12 protein-coding genes are annotated in these 17,407 nt (G+C 35.3%); 11 read left to right on the top strand and 1 reads right to left on the bottom strand.

All coding sequences use genetic code 11. The annotated features are described in order from the left end of the window. The first annotated feature begins 160 nt into the window (after positions 1–160). The 9 genes from UH1x_RS01650 (at position 161) to UH1x_RS01690 (ending at position 13,948) form a co-directional block, all read left to right on the top strand. Positions 161–628, top strand: a complete 468-nt coding sequence (locus UH1x_RS01650; protein WP_482624609.1) for a DUF2062 domain-containing protein — start codon at positions 161–163, stop codon at positions 626–628. After that, the gene (locus UH1x_RS01655) at positions 625–1,299 is read left to right on the top strand and encodes a DUF6796 family protein (protein ID WP_482624611.1); all 675 of its coding nucleotides are present in this window, start codon (positions 625–627) and stop codon (positions 1,297–1,299) included. Before UH1x_RS01650 ends, UH1x_RS01655 begins: the two co-directional genes overlap by 4 nt. Further along, a complete protein-coding gene (locus UH1x_RS01660; RefSeq protein WP_482624613.1) occupies positions 1,292–2,953 on the top strand; it encodes a CRTAC1 family protein in 1,662 nt (553 codons plus the stop codon). Before UH1x_RS01655 ends, UH1x_RS01660 begins: the two co-directional genes overlap by 8 nt. Next, positions 2,950–3,225 carry a hypothetical protein gene (locus tag UH1x_RS01665; RefSeq protein WP_482624615.1) on the top strand — a complete coding sequence of 92 codons (276 nt, stop codon included), beginning with the start codon at positions 2,950–2,952 and terminating at the stop codon, positions 3,223–3,225. Before UH1x_RS01660 ends, UH1x_RS01665 begins: the two co-directional genes overlap by 4 nt. Then, the gene (locus UH1x_RS01670) at positions 3,215–3,598 is read left to right on the top strand and encodes a hypothetical protein (RefSeq protein WP_482624617.1); all 384 of its coding nucleotides are present in this window, start codon (positions 3,215–3,217) and stop codon (positions 3,596–3,598) included. The genes UH1x_RS01665 and UH1x_RS01670 overlap by 11 nt, the downstream gene beginning before the upstream one ends. A gap of 360 nt (positions 3,599–3,958) precedes the next feature. Beyond that, positions 3,959–5,779: an AAA family ATPase gene (locus UH1x_RS01675; RefSeq protein WP_482624619.1), complete on the top strand. Its 1,821-nt coding sequence runs from the start codon at positions 3,959–3,961 to the stop codon at positions 5,777–5,779. Between the two features lie 5 nt (positions 5,780–5,784). Further along, positions 5,785–6,411, top strand: a complete 627-nt coding sequence (locus UH1x_RS01680; protein ID WP_482624621.1) for a 4Fe-4S single cluster domain-containing protein — start codon at positions 5,785–5,787, stop codon at positions 6,409–6,411. 5 nt (positions 6,412–6,416) lie between these two features. After that, positions 6,417–12,611 carry a protein kinase domain-containing protein gene (locus tag UH1x_RS01685; RefSeq protein WP_482624623.1) on the top strand — a complete coding sequence of 2,065 codons (6,195 nt, stop codon included), beginning with the start codon at positions 6,417–6,419 and terminating at the stop codon, positions 12,609–12,611. Beyond that, on the top strand, positions 12,608–13,948 hold the full coding sequence (locus UH1x_RS01690) for a hypothetical protein (protein WP_482624625.1): 1,341 nt from the start codon (positions 12,608–12,610) through the stop codon (positions 13,946–13,948). Before UH1x_RS01685 ends, UH1x_RS01690 begins: the two co-directional genes overlap by 4 nt. Before the next feature lie 94 nt (positions 13,949–14,042). On the opposite strand, the gene UH1x_RS01695 is transcribed toward UH1x_RS01690, so the two are convergent. Next, entirely contained in the window at positions 14,043–15,197 is a 1,155-nt protein-coding gene (locus tag UH1x_RS01695) for a glycoside hydrolase family 5 protein (protein ID WP_482624626.1), read from the bottom strand. A 1,033-nt stretch (positions 15,198–16,230) separates the two neighbouring features. Here UH1x_RS01695 and UH1x_RS01700 point away from each other — a divergent pair. Beyond that, entirely contained in the window at positions 16,231–16,755 is a 525-nt protein-coding gene (locus UH1x_RS01700; protein WP_482624628.1) for a porin family protein, read from the top strand. Positions 16,756–17,090: 335 nt separating this feature from the next. Then, entirely contained in the window at positions 17,091–17,312 is a 222-nt protein-coding gene (locus UH1x_RS01705; RefSeq protein ID WP_482624630.1) for a hypothetical protein, read from the top strand. Positions 17,313–17,407 lie beyond the last annotated feature (95 nt).

Below are 17,407 nucleotides of genomic sequence, written 5' to 3' on the forward strand. Positions count from 1 at the left end.
TAAATTTCAGAATTAAACTATATAATTTACAAATGTCGCCTGTAGTAACTTCTCAAAAATCTTTAGTAAGATTCCTATATAATTAATACTACTTTCAAAATTGTATTAAAAGTTTTGAGTTCGTTTTACGACTTAAAGCTCATCTGAATATAATTATGGAATGAATTTTATTAAAAAAACTTGGAATAAGTTCACAGAACTTTTTAAACAAGGGCTTACTCCTAAGCAATTGTCATTAAGTATTACTGTCGCAATAGTTGTTTCTCTGTTTCCTATTTTTGGTATTTCAACAATAGTTCTTACTGCACTTGCTGTCAGGTACAAATTAAATCTACCCATAATGATTGCATTGAGCTATGTTGTGGAGCCTATTAAGGCACTTCTTTTTATTCCTTTTATCAATATTGGCGAAACACTTTTTGGAACGGCACATACCCTATTAACTTTTGAGGCTATAAAAGCAAGTTATGACCTTAGTTTTTGGAATACGCTAAGTTCACTTTCATATGAATTACTCTGTGGTTTTGTAGGTTGGGGCTTAACTATTTTACCCGCTTCAATATTTTTTTACTTTTTATTGAAAGAAATGTTAAAATTTTTCGTCAAAGATTCTAAATCAACCAAATGAGTACAAACAAAACAATTCAATTTCTAGGATATCTAGGATTAATCGGATCAATTCTAGTCGGTATAGGAGAATATTTACTCCACTACTCTACTAATATTTTAGGTCATTCAGAAAATTATGAATTCTTTGCCTTTGTAGACCTAGAGCATATGACTTTAGGGCACTTTTTAGCGGTCATTGGTCTACCTTTTTATTTTGCTGGGTACATTCATATATATCTAATGTTAAGATCAGGTAATGAAATATTAGCCAGATTGGTACTCGCCATTGGCTTTATTGCCTTTGCCGTTGGAGGCATATGGATTGGATCTCGCTCTTCTATAGGTAACATTGTACATCTTAAAGATTCCATGAACCCAGAAGTTTATAAAGATCTGCTAGCGCATTATACAAATCATATGGAAGTATTAGTGCAAGCACTAAGGGTTATAGTTGCATTGCTATCTATTGTTTTCATCGTTGCAATACTTAAAGGCGGTACGTACTATAAAAAATGGATGGCAATTTTTAGTCCAATTGTTATCTTAATTGCTGTGGCACTTGTTGGTTTAGCAATCCCGTCTATTGGTCAACATACCTTACCAATTCTTATGAACATTACTCATTTTATACTTTTTAGCTTATCGCTATACCAACTACATATTCTTATAAAACCTTTACATAATGATTAAAAAAACACTAACAATAATAGGTACACTCCTATTGATGATGATAATCTTAGTCTTTTTCAGATTCTGGCGAGATTCTGTTTCTGATAAATACGATGTTAGTATTGAATCAGATAAAATACCTGAATTTTCAAATGTACCCCTAGACTTTATTCATAAATACACTGGTGAAAAATCACTTCCATTAGCTCCGTCAGCACTTATTGATATTGATAATGACAACATCGATGAAGTATTTTTTGGTGGAGGAATGAGTCAAGAAGATGCCATTTACGCATATCGAAATAATGAATTCGTACTAGTTTCAGAAGAAGTTGGTTTACCAAAAAAAGGCAACACCACAACTTCATTAGGAGTTGTTTCTGGAGATATGGACAATAATGGCTTTACTGACCTTATTATTGCTCGCGAAGATGGTCTTCGTATTTACTATAATGATGGTAAAACGTTTACAGAAACAATCGTTAATACACCTGTAAATAAAAAATCATCTCCTGCAGGAATTACCCTTGGCGATATTGATAAGGACGGAGATTTAGATATTTTCTTAGCTACCTACCTGCACAAAGAACTGATGGAGGGGCAAAACATTTTTGAACGCTATGATTATGGCTCTACAAGTGAATTATTATTAAACAACGGTGATAATACTTTTAAGAGTATTACGAAAGCTGCTGGCTTAGACTACATACATAACACTTTTCAAGGGGTTTTAGTAGATATAGACAATGACTCTTGGTTAGATCTTGTTGTAGTTCATGATACCGGCGAAGCTAGAACATATAAAAATAACGGTGATTTGACTTTTACTATGAAATCGAATCCGTTAACTGGTAAGTTCGCTTACCCTATGGGACTTGCAGTTGGTGATTATAATAATGACGGCTTAGTAGATTTTATGTTCTCTAATGTTGGTACTACCGCCCCAAATTTTATGGCAAGCGGTGACATTAAAGATAAATCCCTTTTTAATGATAAATGGATTCTGTTTAAAAATGAGGGCAATTTTGAATTTACCGATGCCGCAGAAGAGGCTAAAATTGCTGATTATGAGTTTTCATGGGGATGCACTTTTGCCGACATGAATAATGACGGACTACAAGATTTGATAGTTGCAGAAAATTATGTCGATTTTCCTTTCAGTAAAATATTTAAACTACCTGGGCGATTATTGATTCAAAAAGAAGACCACACTTTTGTACCAACAGAAACAGAAAGTGGTGTTGAGAATCCTTTGTATGGTATAACCGCACTTGTAAGTGATTTTAATGCTGATGGACATTTAGACCTTATTTGGACCAATATAGACGGCCCTTCAAATGCTTTTATCAATAAAGGAAATGCTAACAATTTTGTACAAGTAGATTTAGCAGATGCTGCAGAAGCTATGGGAGCTAAAGTTACCGTTGTTACACCAGATGAAACTTATACAGATTGGCTGGTAACCGGTGAAGGATTAGCGAGTGATCAAACTGCATTACTGCACTTTGGATTAGGCAAAACTCAGCATATAGATAAAATAACGGTAGCCTATTCAAATGGTAATAAAGACGAGATTATTTCGCCTAAAATTAATTCGGTTGTAGATGTTATCAAAGAACGTAATCTACAAATGGCAAATGATACTGTAGTAACAACCTTGAAAACAAAAAAATGATAGAATCTCTAAAAAGAATGTTCAATAAAAGACGAGACGAATTCGATAAAGTTCCGGAAGGTGTTTGTCCTAATTGTTGGGGTGACCAAGAATATGGAAACGTAGTTCGTAAAAAATATAAGGATTTACAGATTGAAGTTAATAATCACAGTAGTAAACATGCCTTTATTCAAAATTTTGTGGTTACCCATTTAACAGGTATACAGCTAAAAAGTAAGGTTAGCGGTCTAGAGTGCCCCACTTGTCATATAACCCCTAAAAATGAAAGCTAGTACTACTTTATTCTGGGTTATAAATATACTATTCCTCATCGGTCTTTTTGGTGCGGGTAGTCTAGTTATTACAGAATTTACAACAGGTGATGGCTGCCCCAAATTTGGGGCTGTGCCTGCTTGTTTAATCATCTTAATATGTTTTATACTTCCCTTTATTTCGCATTTGCTTAAAAAATGTAATCTCATTTATTTCTTATTTACCGGTATTGCAGCACTAATTGCTTTAGTGGCATCGGTAATGCAGTTTATAGGTAATGCAGAATGCCCTAAAACTGATTCAGGAATACCTATGTGTTATATATCGTCACTGATTTTTACATCACTTATCATCCTTAAAAAAATTCAACTTAATTACCTTAATAACAAGTAACTAAGTAACATAATTTGCATTCTCTCTTTTTGTATTTAACGCTTATCTAAATTTAGCGAGACTCCAAAATCATACAACGTAGTAAAGAGTATTTTCCTTCACCACTATTTATACTTTATTAAGCCATATTCAGTACCTGATTAGGTGGATTACTTCTAACTGGTTATTACTGTACTGTTTTTCACTTTCGCAAAAACGTAACCTAAATACTACGTTACACAAACTATTTTCAAATAGAATCAATTATATTTGAGTACACTCGGCGTAGTTGTAATTGTCTTTTATTTAAAATATTAAACAACTGATATCGTTCAATTAAAAAGCTTTTATACAGCTTCATAAATTTCAAGTCAAACATATATGAAAGATACCAAAGTAAGATGGCTACAAGACCTTAGAAGATTTGTTACACTTAAGAGCCAATTTATACTTTCTGGAAACACCAAAGACTTACAACTTATTGACAATGGTTTTGGCGGTTTCAACTGGCATCGGCTAGAAAATGCAATAGATATTGAACTCAAAAGTTTAGGGTACGCCCAAGTATTGTACTACAATCCGTTAGACGGATTTGATATTCCTTTTTTTACCGGGAACGCCAATGAGAAAAAAGCCCTGTTCAACAAACTGAACATACCGCTAAGCAGTCCCGCTAGTTTTAATAACCTAGATACTTTTAATAAAGTACTTCAATCTATAGTCAACTTTAAAGAAAGTCCTATTGCATTGATTGTAGATTTTGCATCGCAACTGCTTATGAATCCTGAAAGTTTGGTAAAAGCGGAACACGATACTTTTAGTCTTGCAAACGTACTTTCACAAACCACAAATACAAGACCCCACGGTACTCCTCCCTGTCCATTTTACAATTCGGTAATTTGGATCGTAGATAAAGAAGGTGATCTACCTGATTGGATGGTGGTAAACAATCCTAAAATACGTCACATTCCCATTGAAAAACCAGACCACATTGTACGTAGAAGACTTGTAGATACATTGATACAGGGTTTTGGAAAAAAGGATGAAGATGTAGATAAAATTGTGACCGATTTTGTAAATGAAACTGAAGGTCTATTACTTTTAGACCTTGTAGCGATAATTGAGCTTACCAGGGCAGAATCTATACCTATCACCCATATTGCCGATGCAGTACGTAGATACAAAGTTGGGGTTACAGAAGATCCTTGGATCAATATTGACCGAGAGAAAATTGTACAGGGAGAAACCTTTATTAAAACCCGTGTAAAAGGGCAAGATCATTCCGTGCAACATATAATGGATATTGTTAAAAGGGCTATTACCGGTGTGGGTTCTTCTAAACGAAATAGTCGACCTAGAGGTGTAGTATTTTTAGCAGGACCAACGGGTGTTGGTAAAACGGAATTGGCAAAAACATTGACCAGCTTGCTTTTTGGAGATGAGAATGCGTACATACGCTTTGATATGTCTGAGTTCAGCGCAGAGCATTCTGATCAGCGACTTTTAGGCGCACCTCCTGGGTATGTGGGTTATGATGTTGGTGGTGAATTGACCAATGCAGTACGCGAAAAACCTTTTAGCGTTCTTCTATTTGATGAAATTGAAAAAGCACATCCGCGAATATTAGATAAATTTCTCCAAATCCTTGATGATGGGGTTCTAACCAGTGGTCGTGGTGATAAAGTATATTTTTCAGAAACACTTATCATTTTTACCTCTAACCTTGGTATTTACAAGAAAACAGCTACTGGTGGTCGTATAGCGCATACTTCTTATGAAGATCCCTTTGAAACCATTCAAGAAAAAATTAAATATGAAATAGAGAACTATTTTAAGTTTGAACTGAACAGACCTGAACTTCTAAATCGTATTGGTGATAATATTATCGTTTTTGACTACATAAGACCACATGTTGGCGAGATGATTTTTGATATGATGCTTGATAATCATTTAAAGGCCATTCAAAAGCAACTAAATATCACCCTGAATCTAGACGAATCTGTAAAAAAGAGTCTCAAAGGATTAGCCTTAAAAGACTTAAGTAATGGTGGTAGAGGTATTCGAAATAAAATAGAATATCACTTCATTACCCCTATTTCCCGCTCTCTTTTTAGTCTTGACCCTTCACCAAATGATGTTTTGGAAGCTACTGCTATTACCGTAGATAATACTGGCACAACTATCACCCTGCAAAAACAATAACCTTTATGGATATTCATATATCTAGAGTGCACTATCCCGTTACAACACTAGGGCCTGGAAAACGGATAGGTATTTGGCTGCAAGGCTGTTCTATACACTGTGAAGGTTGTATTTCTATGGATACTTGGCAATTTAACATTAACAAAGTAGCTATTAATGATTTAAAGCAAGTTTTAAAAGCTTGGTTACCGCAGTGTGACGGAATTACCATCACTGGTGGCGAACCTTTTGACCAAGAAAATGCACTAAAAGAACTACTTGTATTCTTAAATTCTTATAACAAGAGCATATTGATTTATAGTGGATATTCTTTTGATGTTTTGAAGGATAAAAAACTTGTACAAAGCGGATTAATAGATGTTTTAATTTCTGAGCCTTATGACCACAAAGAAAATCAGACCAAAAGGCTTCTTGGTAGTGACAATCAAAAAGTGAATTTTTTAACAGCGTTAGGAAAAAGTGAATTTACTACGTACTTAGAACAACCCATAGAAAAAAAACTAGATATTCATATAACCCCAGAGACTATATGGATGGCAGGCATACCCATTGACGGAATGAATGAGATAACTCAAGCAAGTAAAGAAAATAATGTAACCCTATCTCACAGTCAAGCAGTGATTAAAAATTAATAGTTATGGAATTTGTAAGACGCTGCCCCGCTTGTGATAGTGAACGCTCGGTTCAAGAAATGTACTGCCAAAATACGGTGAATGATGCCACATGTAGTTGGCTGCTCATGAACGTTACCCAAACACCAAAGGGCGGCAAGGTAGAAATTGAAAATACCCCTGAGGTTGTTAATGCACGCCACTGTACTAACGGACACGAAGTACAGCCAAATGATTTTATGTGTATGGAATGTGGCGCAGATATTGAAACGCTTTCCGTACCACAAGAAAATGATAATGCTAAGCAAATAGACGAATATAAAGTTGTAAAAACAGTACAAGCAGAACGCACTACCAAAGAGTGTTTTATTGTTAAAGATGCAGCAGGTAAAAAGTACTTTCTCACCTTATATTTTGAAAATAGCGAGCCCGACAAAAGTATTTATAAGGTATTGGATAAAATGGATAGCGACCATATTGCCACACTTATAAAAACTGGCGAATGGAACGGTCGCTTTTTTGAAGTTTCCGAATGTATAGATGGTGGGTCCATAGATAAACTCGGTTACCTAGAGCTTGATAAAATTGAAAAATTAGTAGATGAAGTTGGCAGAGCAATACACGATTTTTCTAAGGCTGGTATTCGCCATCGCGATATCTGTCCTAAAAATCTACTACTTAGAGATTCTGAAAATTTTGATGTTGTAATTATAGATTACAGTTCTGCACGTTTGTCTGATTATGACCTAGATACCGACACCCCTATTGAACTCACAAGATATACCGCACCAGAAGCTATTATTGGTGGCATTAGTCCTGCTTCAGATTGGTGGAGTTTAGGTATGATCGTTCTTGAGCACATTACCAAAGGGGCTTTCTTTGACAATATCAATGACAAAGCCTTTATGATACATTTAATCACTAGGGGTGTGAATATTCCGCCTTCTATTGATAAGCGCATTTTACTTTTACTTAAGGGATTACTTTACAGAGACCCAGTTAAACGTTGGAATTGGGAACAGGTTGATAAATGGCTCAAAAATGAAGAGGTCTTAGCTCCTGTAGAACAGCATACAACAACTACAAAAAAAGAAAAGAAGATTACGTTAGGTTCTGAAAGCTACACCAATGTTGCTTTTTTTGCACTGGCCGCTGCCGAAGAAGAACATTGGGAAGAAGGCTTATCGCTTTTTAATTCTGGTTCTCTTGCAAGTTGGGTAAGTGAAGTACTTGGTAATGACCAAAAATCTGCTGCCGTACGTAATCTTAGAAACAAAGAAGACATTGAGCTAGAGTGGCGCTACCCCCTAGCCTTAATGGTTCTAAACGAGTCATTACCGTTAACTTGGCGTGGACAGATCGTAATCCCGGCATGGCTAATGGGGAATACAAAAGAAGCTATCAAACTTGTTGAAAGCCAAGTGCCCGATTATCTGGCAAGTATCCAACGAGAAAAGTGGCTTACACAACTTAAAGAAAGAAAAGCTAACATTGCGCGTAAAGCCAAAAATCAGGCAATTCAATTAGACAACGATAAGTTTTTAATCTACAGCCTTAGTTCTTCTCGAGTTAAACTTAAGTCTGAATTAGATTTCTTACGCCGACTCTACCCCGATGCTCATAATGGTGGACTCTCAGATGTCATGAGTAATCTACGTGTGCGGGAAGAAGATATGATACTTGTTTTAAGTGCCAATCGTGATCAGTTTATTACACTTGAAGAACTTTTAAATAAAACGAAAAAACTTGCAAAAAAGCATGATCTAGAACTCAATATTCCTTTTTATGAAGCATGCCTTGTAAAGTATAGATTAGAGATTTTTGAAATGCTCAACAACCATTTAGAAGGTTTCTCTCGCTGTAATAATGAAGCGCTAGATAGATGGGCAGATCGTTTTAGAATTGAAAAACGATTACCCATAATACCTTCGGTATTGTGTCTTTCTGTACCCAAGAATCAATGGATCGCCCCTCCAAAACATGAATACGGCTCTAGCTTGTTACGTCATTTTGAGAAAAAGGTTGTTTATGCCTCCTCTAGAGGACCGTTGGTTAGGTTAATCATATCAAAACACTCTGCTCGTATAGATTTAAATGAACTGGGTACAAGTTTAAAAACTACGGAAAAACTTGTTCAAAACATTCTTAAAAGGTCTACAGGTACTGAAAATGTAGACCCCTTGGCTTTCAATAAGAATGCACTATTAGCAAGACGCACTAGAAGAATGCTGCTTAAAGCTGCCAATTTTAAAAGAGATACGGGGCTAGATTCCCTCTTTATGGGTTTTCCTTTTTTGATCGCACAACAGAAAATGACCCACAGGCCGCGCATAATGCCTATTTTATTATGGCCCGTTCATCTAGACTTTAGCTCACGGGCAACTACATCTCTAAAAATAAGTTTTGATTATGCCCAAGGTGAAGTAAGACTGAATCCTGCTCTTGCAAATACATTAGATCCTGATAGTTACAAAAAAATAGAAAAAATTAGCCGTGAGATTCTTGGGAGACAATCTCTGCATAGTTCTGAAATTATAGATGCTTTTAGCGCATGTTTTCCTGCCAAGAGTAACGAGCTTGCCGCCCACCCTAGCGTTAATTTTAAAAGAGATGAAGTTGGAACGGAGCTTCATGCATCTGCAGTATTCTTTAATGCTAATTTTACAGGTCAGGCTATTAGTGAAGACTTAAGACTATTACAAAAATTACCGCATACAGGTTCGTCAATGGAGCCTATCTTAAAAATATCTGAACCTGAAATTATAGAACAGGTTGCCGATAGTACAGAAAATGACCGCTACACTACAATGGCAATTGACCCATCTCAAGATAATGCCGTACTAAAAAGTAGAACAGCTCCAGGTATTGTAATAGAAGGTCCACCAGGTACAGGGAAAAGTCAGACCATTGTAAATATTATTTCAGATTGTATTGGTCGTAAAGAAAAAGTATTGGTCATTTCTCAAAAGAGAGCTGCAATACAAGTTATTCTAAAAAGATTACAGGCTGTAGGTCTAGAAAAGAGAGCTTTGTTGATTACAGACTTAGCAAGAGACCGCCAACCCATCATACAAGGTATTCGAGAACAAGTAGCGCATTATTATTCTCAACCTTACAATCAAAATACATTAGATAACCTTGCTCAGAAACGCGAAAATTTAGGTAAAAAAATAGATCGAATAGAGACTAATCTTGATGTACTATCGCATCAAATTCATCTTGTAGATGAAACTTCTGGTTTAAGCTATCGCAATGTACTTTCAGAATTAATTGATATTACCTCTAAAGAATACATTGAAGTTCCAGAGCTGAGAATGCTTTTTGAAAACAGTACTAGAAATAAGCTTAACATCCATATTGAAGAAATAAGTAGTTTAATAACAGACTGGGTTCCGTCTAAATATGAAAACAACCATCTTCAAAACCTACAAGTCACTTCTTTTGACAGCACTACAGAAAATGTATTGAACAATGACTTAAAGACCTTTTACGAAGCAGAGAAAGAGCGTGTACAATTCATTAAAGAAACCTCTGGAAAGTTAGACACCCCAAACGCCGCCCATTATAGTGAATGGTTAACTGAAAATAAAGAAGTATTACTTAATGTATCAAAACCGCAGGCTTCTCAAAGTCAACTCTGGCTAGACCTTCTTTATGATGAATTTGATAATCGTTCTATAGGCGATGATATTCATGATAAACTACTCAATTTATTAGCGCAAGTAGAACAGCTCATCTCTAATTATCAAGACGACCGATTCGCTCAATATTTTGATTCTTTAGATGATGAAAAAGTATTGAAATTAAATAAAGCTTGTGCTACCTACTTGAGCACTTCTAGTTTAAAAGTGCTCAATCCTTTCTATTGGCTATCTAAATCGCAACTTAAAAAAGTAGCGAATAAGCACAATCTTCAATTAACCGAAAAAACCGTTAGAGAATTACAAACTGCAGTAAGCCATGAGAACAATTTTAGAGCTTACCGTAATGAATATGCCCAACATCTGGTAAAGCTAAAAACCAATTCGCTCGTTATAGAAGAACCAAGACGACTAGCCGTAGACATAAAATCAACTGCGCGTGAACTTGAACAAGCCAGCTCATTAGTACGCATTTTAAGAAGCTGCCCAGCGAAAGAAGAAGCAAGAATAGTTTTAGAAACCGGAAATGAAAATGGGTATACAGAATTTTCAGTTGCTTTAGAAAGTGCCAGCAAACGTTATAAAAACAGGCAACAATCTATTGAAAAGTTACAGGTGCTAGAAAAATGGTTAACACCAGAATCCGTCTCAGCATTTAATGGTGCAATAGTGCAAAACGACACCGACCTAGACCTAATGGAGAATATCATTGCTGATATGACTGTTTTTGTTTTCTATCAAAAATTCAGAATACGCTTCAATGACAGTCCGTCTAAAAATAAGCTCATAGAAATATTCGCAGTTCTAAGAAACTACGAAAAAGAAATATCTAGTTTTTCTCAGGAAAAATGGTCAACTATCATTGCCACTTCACTACATCGTGAAGGTTTATTGGCTTGGAAGCAGCGTATAGAAAAGTCTTACCCATCTATGCTTATGGCCGAGAGTGAGGTACTAAATAAAATTAGTGATCTAGAAGAAAATCTAGAGGCAATGAAAGTGCTTAATCGGAATATTTTAGCCCTTAACTATAATTTTGATGATATAGAATCGCAAACCGCATGGAACAGTATTACCAGATTAAGAGGTAAGAATTACAAAAAACTCCGTGAATTTATTTCGGAAGGTGAGCCTTTAGGCCTATTAGAATTAAGACCTGTTTGGCTTATGAATCCAGAAGTGGTTTCTCAGGCATTACCGCTACAAGCCGGTATGTTTGATGTTGTTATTTTCGACGAGGCATCGCAAATGCTAGTGGATCATGCCATACCTGCACTTTATAGAGGAAAACGGGTGATAATAAGTGGTGATGAAAAACAAATGCCCCCAACAGGATTTTTCACTAAAAAATTAGAAGAGAATGATGATGAACTAGATCAGGCAGAACTTGACGAAGACCATTCTGAAGAGGAGCTTGAAAATTATGAAGATGCGTGGAATAAGAAAGAAGTGAAAGACAGTCCGGATCTTTTATCACTGGCTAAAACAGTTTTGCCTACCACTACCCTACAAATTCATTATCGATCAAAATACAAGGCGCTCATCAATTTTTCCAATTATGCATTCTATGATGCCATGCTACATATTCCTGCATATCACCCTAAAGAAGAAATTGCCGTGGTAAAGCCTATTGAAGTTCTTCGTGTTAACGGAATCTATGACGAACAAACCAATGTTGCAGAAGCAAATACACTAATTGAATATTTAGCCGAACATTGGGCGCTACCCGAAGCTGAAAGACAAAGCACCGGTATTGTTACCTTCAATAAAAAACAAGCGGAACTCATAGAAGATACTATTGAAGAATACGCTGCAGAAAATGCCACTTTTGGTCGTGCGCTTACCATTGCAAGAAATAAGCAGCAAGATGGAGAAGACATGGGCTTCTTTGTTAAAAATGTAGAAAATGTTCAAGGAGACGAAAGAGATATGATTTTGTTCAGTACCACTTTTGGTATTAATCCTTTAGGTGCTTTCCGTCGTAATTTTGGTGCATTAGGTCATCGCGGTGGTGAACGCCGTCTTAATGTGGCTATTACCAGAGCAAGAAACAAAGTGGTAATTGCCACCTCTATGCCTACCCAAGCAATATCAGATATTTTGTCTACAGGTAGACTAGCCTCTAAACCACGGGACTATATACAAACCTATCTTAACTACGCGGAAATACACTCTAACGAGCAAATAGATATTGCTACCAAAACTTTACGTCTTTTATCTACTAGTGATCATCAGCAAATAACAAAGGTTAGAAATGACGGATTTAAAAATATCGTTAAAGCATTCGTTGAAAGCTTAGGGTATGAAACTGTAGAAGATAATGAGAACTCCGTATTCTATATGGACCTTGCCATTAGAGACAAAAAACGTGGTCATTTTATTTTGGGTATAGAATGTGACGCCCCGTATGACAGTCTTTTAAAGCAGGCTCGTTATAGAGAATTGTGGCGACCTAAAGTTTTAAAAAGGTCTATTCCACATATTCACAGAACCACCTCTTATCAGTGGCTTGAGAATACACAAGAGGAGCAATTAAAATTAAAAAACGCCATTGAATTGGCACTTATTCAAAATACATGAGCGGACCTAAAGTAGTACGTATTGTTACACCTCAAGAACGTCAAATTATAAAAGATCGATGGCTCACGAAACTCTCACATGCCTTAAAACGAACTGAAGATTATGCTCAAAAAAATAATCTATTAGATAATGATTTGGAGAAAGGGCTTCTAGAAACCCATGAACATTATGCCAAATTAACAATAGATGATTACCGACAAATTGAGCAAGAAGTACCGCAGCAGATAGCTTACTTAAATGCAGAACTTAAGAAACTTAAACATAAAGTCGCCAGCGAAAGAACTTCAGATTGGGATAGATTTAGGCAACTTAAAAGCACCCATAATGAGTTGAAAGCGCTTTCGAAAGAAAAAAAAATTGTTTTTGCCCCTTTTGATGCTCCTAGTATCCTAACAAAAAGTCATTTACAAACATATAAGTCACAAGTAGATAACTTATATGAACTGCTACAAAAATCAATTTCCAAGGCTGACGCGTTATCTGAGGAGCAACTGGAATTACAGGAGCGTTTGTCTGAAGGCGAAAGTATGTTATTGGTTACTGACTGGAAAGCCAAACTACCAAGAACCAAATCTCGCCTTAAAAAACTAGAAGACACGCTCAAAGAAATGTACGTTCATGAAATGTCTCAAGTAAAAATACAGGAGTTAATTGATCGTTGTGGACAACTTGATGCCAACGATTTTAATTATGAGGTGCAATTAGATTCCCTTATTATAGATGCTGCGGACTTTACTAAAAATGAACTTGCACTTCGTGAAGCTCGTGAAGACCTCAACAATAGTTTACTCCTAATAAAATCACTTGGCGAAGATTTTAAATTTGTACCAAAATGGACAGAAACACTTCAATCTTTAGAACTTGATCTTGTATTAGAAACAGCAGAAAAGGCCCGAACATTTTATGAAAATACCTCTGAAAGCCAAATTGTAGAAGCAAGAAGAATTGCCATTACATCTTCCTTAGAGAAAGCTGGATATACTATAAATGATAATATGCAAACTGCTTGGGTTGAAGACGGGCGCCTAGTTGTTAAAAAGGAATCAAATTCACTTTACGGAGTTGAAATTATGAGTCCAACAAACCTCAGCCGAATACAAGCACGTGTGGTAGCTGATGAAAGCCGAAGTAACGAAAGATCGCCGAGTCTCGATAAAAATGAAGAAGAAACATGGTGCGATAATATTGACCAAATAAGAACCTTATTGGCTGATGAAGATCTTGAAATTATTATTGATAAAATGGAAGAGGCCGGGGCAATCCCTCTTAAAGAAGTGCCTTTACATAGCGGGTACGAAAGCCGTAAACAGGGAGTTGAGAAGAAACGACGGAGTTAGAATATTTGTTGGTATATGTTCTTGCTCTATTTAAAAAAAGGCTTAAGCTTTACATATAACATTTAAATGTCAAAATCTTTTTCTGATTATACCATCACCTTGTAGCATTGACTATAGCGTCTGCAATTTCTGGGTAAACCCATTCTAATGTGTTCCTATTAAAAAGACCAAATTCATCGGCATTACCATTGTCCCACCAAATGGGACAAATACCGCGCTCAGCGCATAATTCAGCATAATATTCTGCATGTGCTAAACGATCTGCCACATTATTTGCAAATGTAGAGCCCCATTCTCCCATTACTACTGCCCTACCTTCGTTATTGAACTTATTTTGAATGATGTTGAATTCTTCTGTTAGCTCCGCTTTATCAGTATCGGTACCCCATGTTGGATCAGTACCCGCTAAAGAGAATAAATAAGGGGAATAACTATGAATAGATACAATTATATTTTCATCATTATTAGGAACTAGATAATCTTCTAAGACATTGTCACCAGTGCCGGCCGCATAAGTAGAAACCATAATTTTACGAACAGCATTGTTGCCACCTGTTGCACGAATTGCGTCAACGCCTACTTGGTGATATTGATTTACAACATCTCGACCTTCGGCAGTACCACCTTCCCATTCTTCAGGAGACCCTTCGTGGCGTGGCTCATTTAAAGTTTCAAATAATACATAGTCTCCATAAGGTTTAAACCTGTTGGCTATCTGTGTCCATGTTTTTGTTAATCGATCTTTTACTGCTGGTGCATTTTCATACGTAGGTATGATCCACTCATCGTCATGATGGACATTGATGATGACATACATTTCATTACTTAAAGCAAAGTTTGCAATATCTTCTACCCTATCTAACCAGTCAGATTCTAAAATATAATCTGGCGCATCGCCTGTATGAAACCGCCAAGTAACAGGTAATCTTAAAGTTTTAAATCCTTTTTCAGCAACTGCATCAATCATTGCTTTTGTCGTAATGGGATTTCCCCATGCTGTCTTATCTACATCTTCAGTATCTAGAGTATTACCCAAATTCCAACCAGAACCCATGTCCAGCACAAATTCTTTGGGCGATAAATCTCGCATATCATCATTAAAGACTTCATCTGGTATACTATTATCATTTGGTGTTTCAACGGTGTCTATTTCACCTAAAGAATCATTATTTACTGAATTTTCTGAACTTGAGCATCCTAATAAAACAGTGATACCCAGTAGAATTAAAAACGGAAAAATATTTTTCATTTGTGGCTTCTTATCCAAAGAACAAATCGTGTGTGATTAATGCTACACTTGCGACTTGTTTACATATAAATGAAATATAAGCAATTAGGAAATAAAATGCTATTTAAGACAAATAAGCCCTTTATAAAGGTTTTATTGATAAAAGTGGGTTTTAGATAATTCTGATGAAGCCTCGGTGCAAATGACAAAGTGAAGGCTATCGCCTTCTCACTTTTTTGATTCCAATCGCTTACATAAGCAGGACATAAAAGGATTTAGATAATCCTAATAAACCCTCGGTGCAAATGACAAAGTGAAGGCTAACGCCTTCTCACTTTTTTGATTCCAATCGTTTACAAAAACTATGTTTTTGACACTTTTGTAATCAAAAAAGTGAACCATTCACATGGTTCACTTTATCGCTTGGTCGGGATGACAGAGTTAACACCCTATTCCTATATCCCTAAAAACCAATACTTTATCGCAATATATCAAAGCAGGACACCGATTAAGGCACCTTTAACAGCGTTTTGATGCTTTCGCAATATAAATATAAGAAAGGTATATCAAAACAGTACAATTTGATTTAAATCTATTCAAATTTATTCAACGTATTTTAAAATCATAGGTGACATCCTTATTAGTCTAAAATTAAACGCTGTATTTAGACTCATCAAGGTTTTGACTAATTTGTTTTCAATCCACTGGAAATAGGTTGCATTCATGCTTTTATTTTTTGAATGATTATAACCGACTATCTAAAGCAGATAAAATATCTTATTAAGACGCATTGATAAAGCTAGATTAAAATATATCAGCACACAATCAAAAAATGTGACATAAATATCTAGGCGTTAAAGCACAGGATTAAATTATTTCAATAAACCTTAAATATTAACTTAAGTTAATATTTAAGGTTTATTGTATTGCTAATTTTGAAAACATATTTAACAACAATAAATGCTTAATTAAGTGATATCCTTCAAAGGTATTTAGGAGAGGTCTCTAAAAAACAAACTATTATGAAAAATTTATTACTCCATTAACTATTGCCATGTTCGGAATCATCAATTTAATCAACGCGCAAAATGTTGATATTGGGTTTAAAACAGGTCTTAATATTTCAAATTTTACTGGAGGTGATGTAGGTCGAAATAATTTATTTGATTTTCATATTGGCGGACTAGCCGAATTTAAGATAACTGAAAAAATTTCACTTCAACCAGAATTATTGTATTCCAGACAAGGTTCAGAAGCTGAAAATTCTGTAAAAATTAAAGTAGACTATCTGGCAATACCATTGATGGCAAAATATTATGTAACTGAAAAATTTAGTCTAGAAGCTGGACCACAATTATCATTTTTAGTTAATGATAAAGCTGAGTTTAATGATAGCTCAATTCCTGATGCTGATGTAGATGCCTCAAGTTTTGATTTCGGACTTAATATAGGTTTTGCTTACAATATTAATTCTAACCTATTCGCCCAAATTAGATATAATTATAGCATAACAACAGTTGTAGAAAATCCAGATATTAAAAATAGTGTGTTTCAAATTTCAATGGGTTACAAATTTTAAATCTAAGGCAAGAACCAAAATTAGGCAGGCATATTAAACTTTTTATAATCAATTGTTTGCCCTATCACAATTAGTTGATTAAACAAAACATGCCGTTCACCTTATATCAGTGCTGTAGTGTGACATTATTAGAAAGAAAAGAATGAGTTCAAAAACTGCCATTAAAGTAATGTTATGGATGCTAATATCTGTAATATTATTTCATCTAAGTATTGTTCTAAAAATAGTTCCATACGAAATAACATGGGGAGGAAGGCTTAAAACTGACGCTGAGATGTATGTTTTTGAATCTATATCGATATTAATAAATCTTTTTTTATGTGCCATCCTAACTTATGAAAAGGAGAGATATAAGAGAGTTTATACCAATGAAAATTGTCAATATTGCGTTATGGATATTCTTGGTGTTATTCGTGTTGAATACTATTGGAAATTTATTCGCTAAGACTAATTTCGAAAAGGTTTTTACCTTATGGACCTTAATTTCTGCAAGTCTAATTTGGATAATTTTGCGTAAAGACAAAAATGAGCATAAAATAAAAGAAACAGTTTCATAATCAAACATAGAGGTTCTGCCATTCTTGACTGCCGGTAGGCAGGTTTGGAAATAAGACTTGAGTTCTATCCAAAAGACAGTTTTTTTTATTGATTG

Source organism: Maribacter sp. UH1, from assembly GCF_056839145.1.

Excerpts from the sequence above, each read along its gene's own strand:
- UH1x_RS01680 (WP_482624621.1), top strand. The coding sequence starts at position 5,785 with ATGGATATTCATATATCTAGAGTGCACTATCCCGTTACAACACTAGGG.
- UH1x_RS01665 (WP_482624615.1), top strand. The coding sequence starts at position 2,950 with ATGATAGAATCTCTAAAAAGAATGTTCAATAAAAGACGAGACGAATTC.
- UH1x_RS01655 (WP_482624611.1), top strand. The coding sequence starts at position 625 with ATGAGTACAAACAAAACAATTCAATTTCTAGGATATCTAGGATTAATC.
- UH1x_RS01675 (WP_482624619.1), top strand. The coding sequence starts at position 3,959 with ATGAAAGATACCAAAGTAAGATGGCTACAAGACCTTAGAAGATTTGTT.
- UH1x_RS01670 (WP_482624617.1), top strand. The coding sequence starts at position 3,215 with ATGAAAGCTAGTACTACTTTATTCTGGGTTATAAATATACTATTCCTC.
- UH1x_RS01690 (WP_482624625.1), top strand. The coding sequence starts at position 12,608 with ATGAGCGGACCTAAAGTAGTACGTATTGTTACACCTCAAGAACGTCAA.
- UH1x_RS01685 (WP_482624623.1), top strand. The coding sequence starts at position 6,417 with ATGGAATTTGTAAGACGCTGCCCCGCTTGTGATAGTGAACGCTCGGTT.
- UH1x_RS01700 (WP_482624628.1), top strand. The coding sequence starts at position 16,231 with ATGTTCGGAATCATCAATTTAATCAACGCGCAAAATGTTGATATTGGG.
- UH1x_RS01650 (WP_482624609.1), top strand. The coding sequence starts at position 161 with ATGAATTTTATTAAAAAAACTTGGAATAAGTTCACAGAACTTTTTAAA.
- UH1x_RS01705 (WP_482624630.1), top strand. The coding sequence starts at position 17,091 with ATGAAAAGGAGAGATATAAGAGAGTTTATACCAATGAAAATTGTCAAT.
- UH1x_RS01660 (WP_482624613.1), top strand. The coding sequence starts at position 1,292 with ATGATTAAAAAAACACTAACAATAATAGGTACACTCCTATTGATGATG.
- UH1x_RS01695 (WP_482624626.1), bottom strand. The coding sequence starts at position 15,197 with ATGAAAAATATTTTTCCGTTTTTAATTCTACTGGGTATCACTGTTTTA.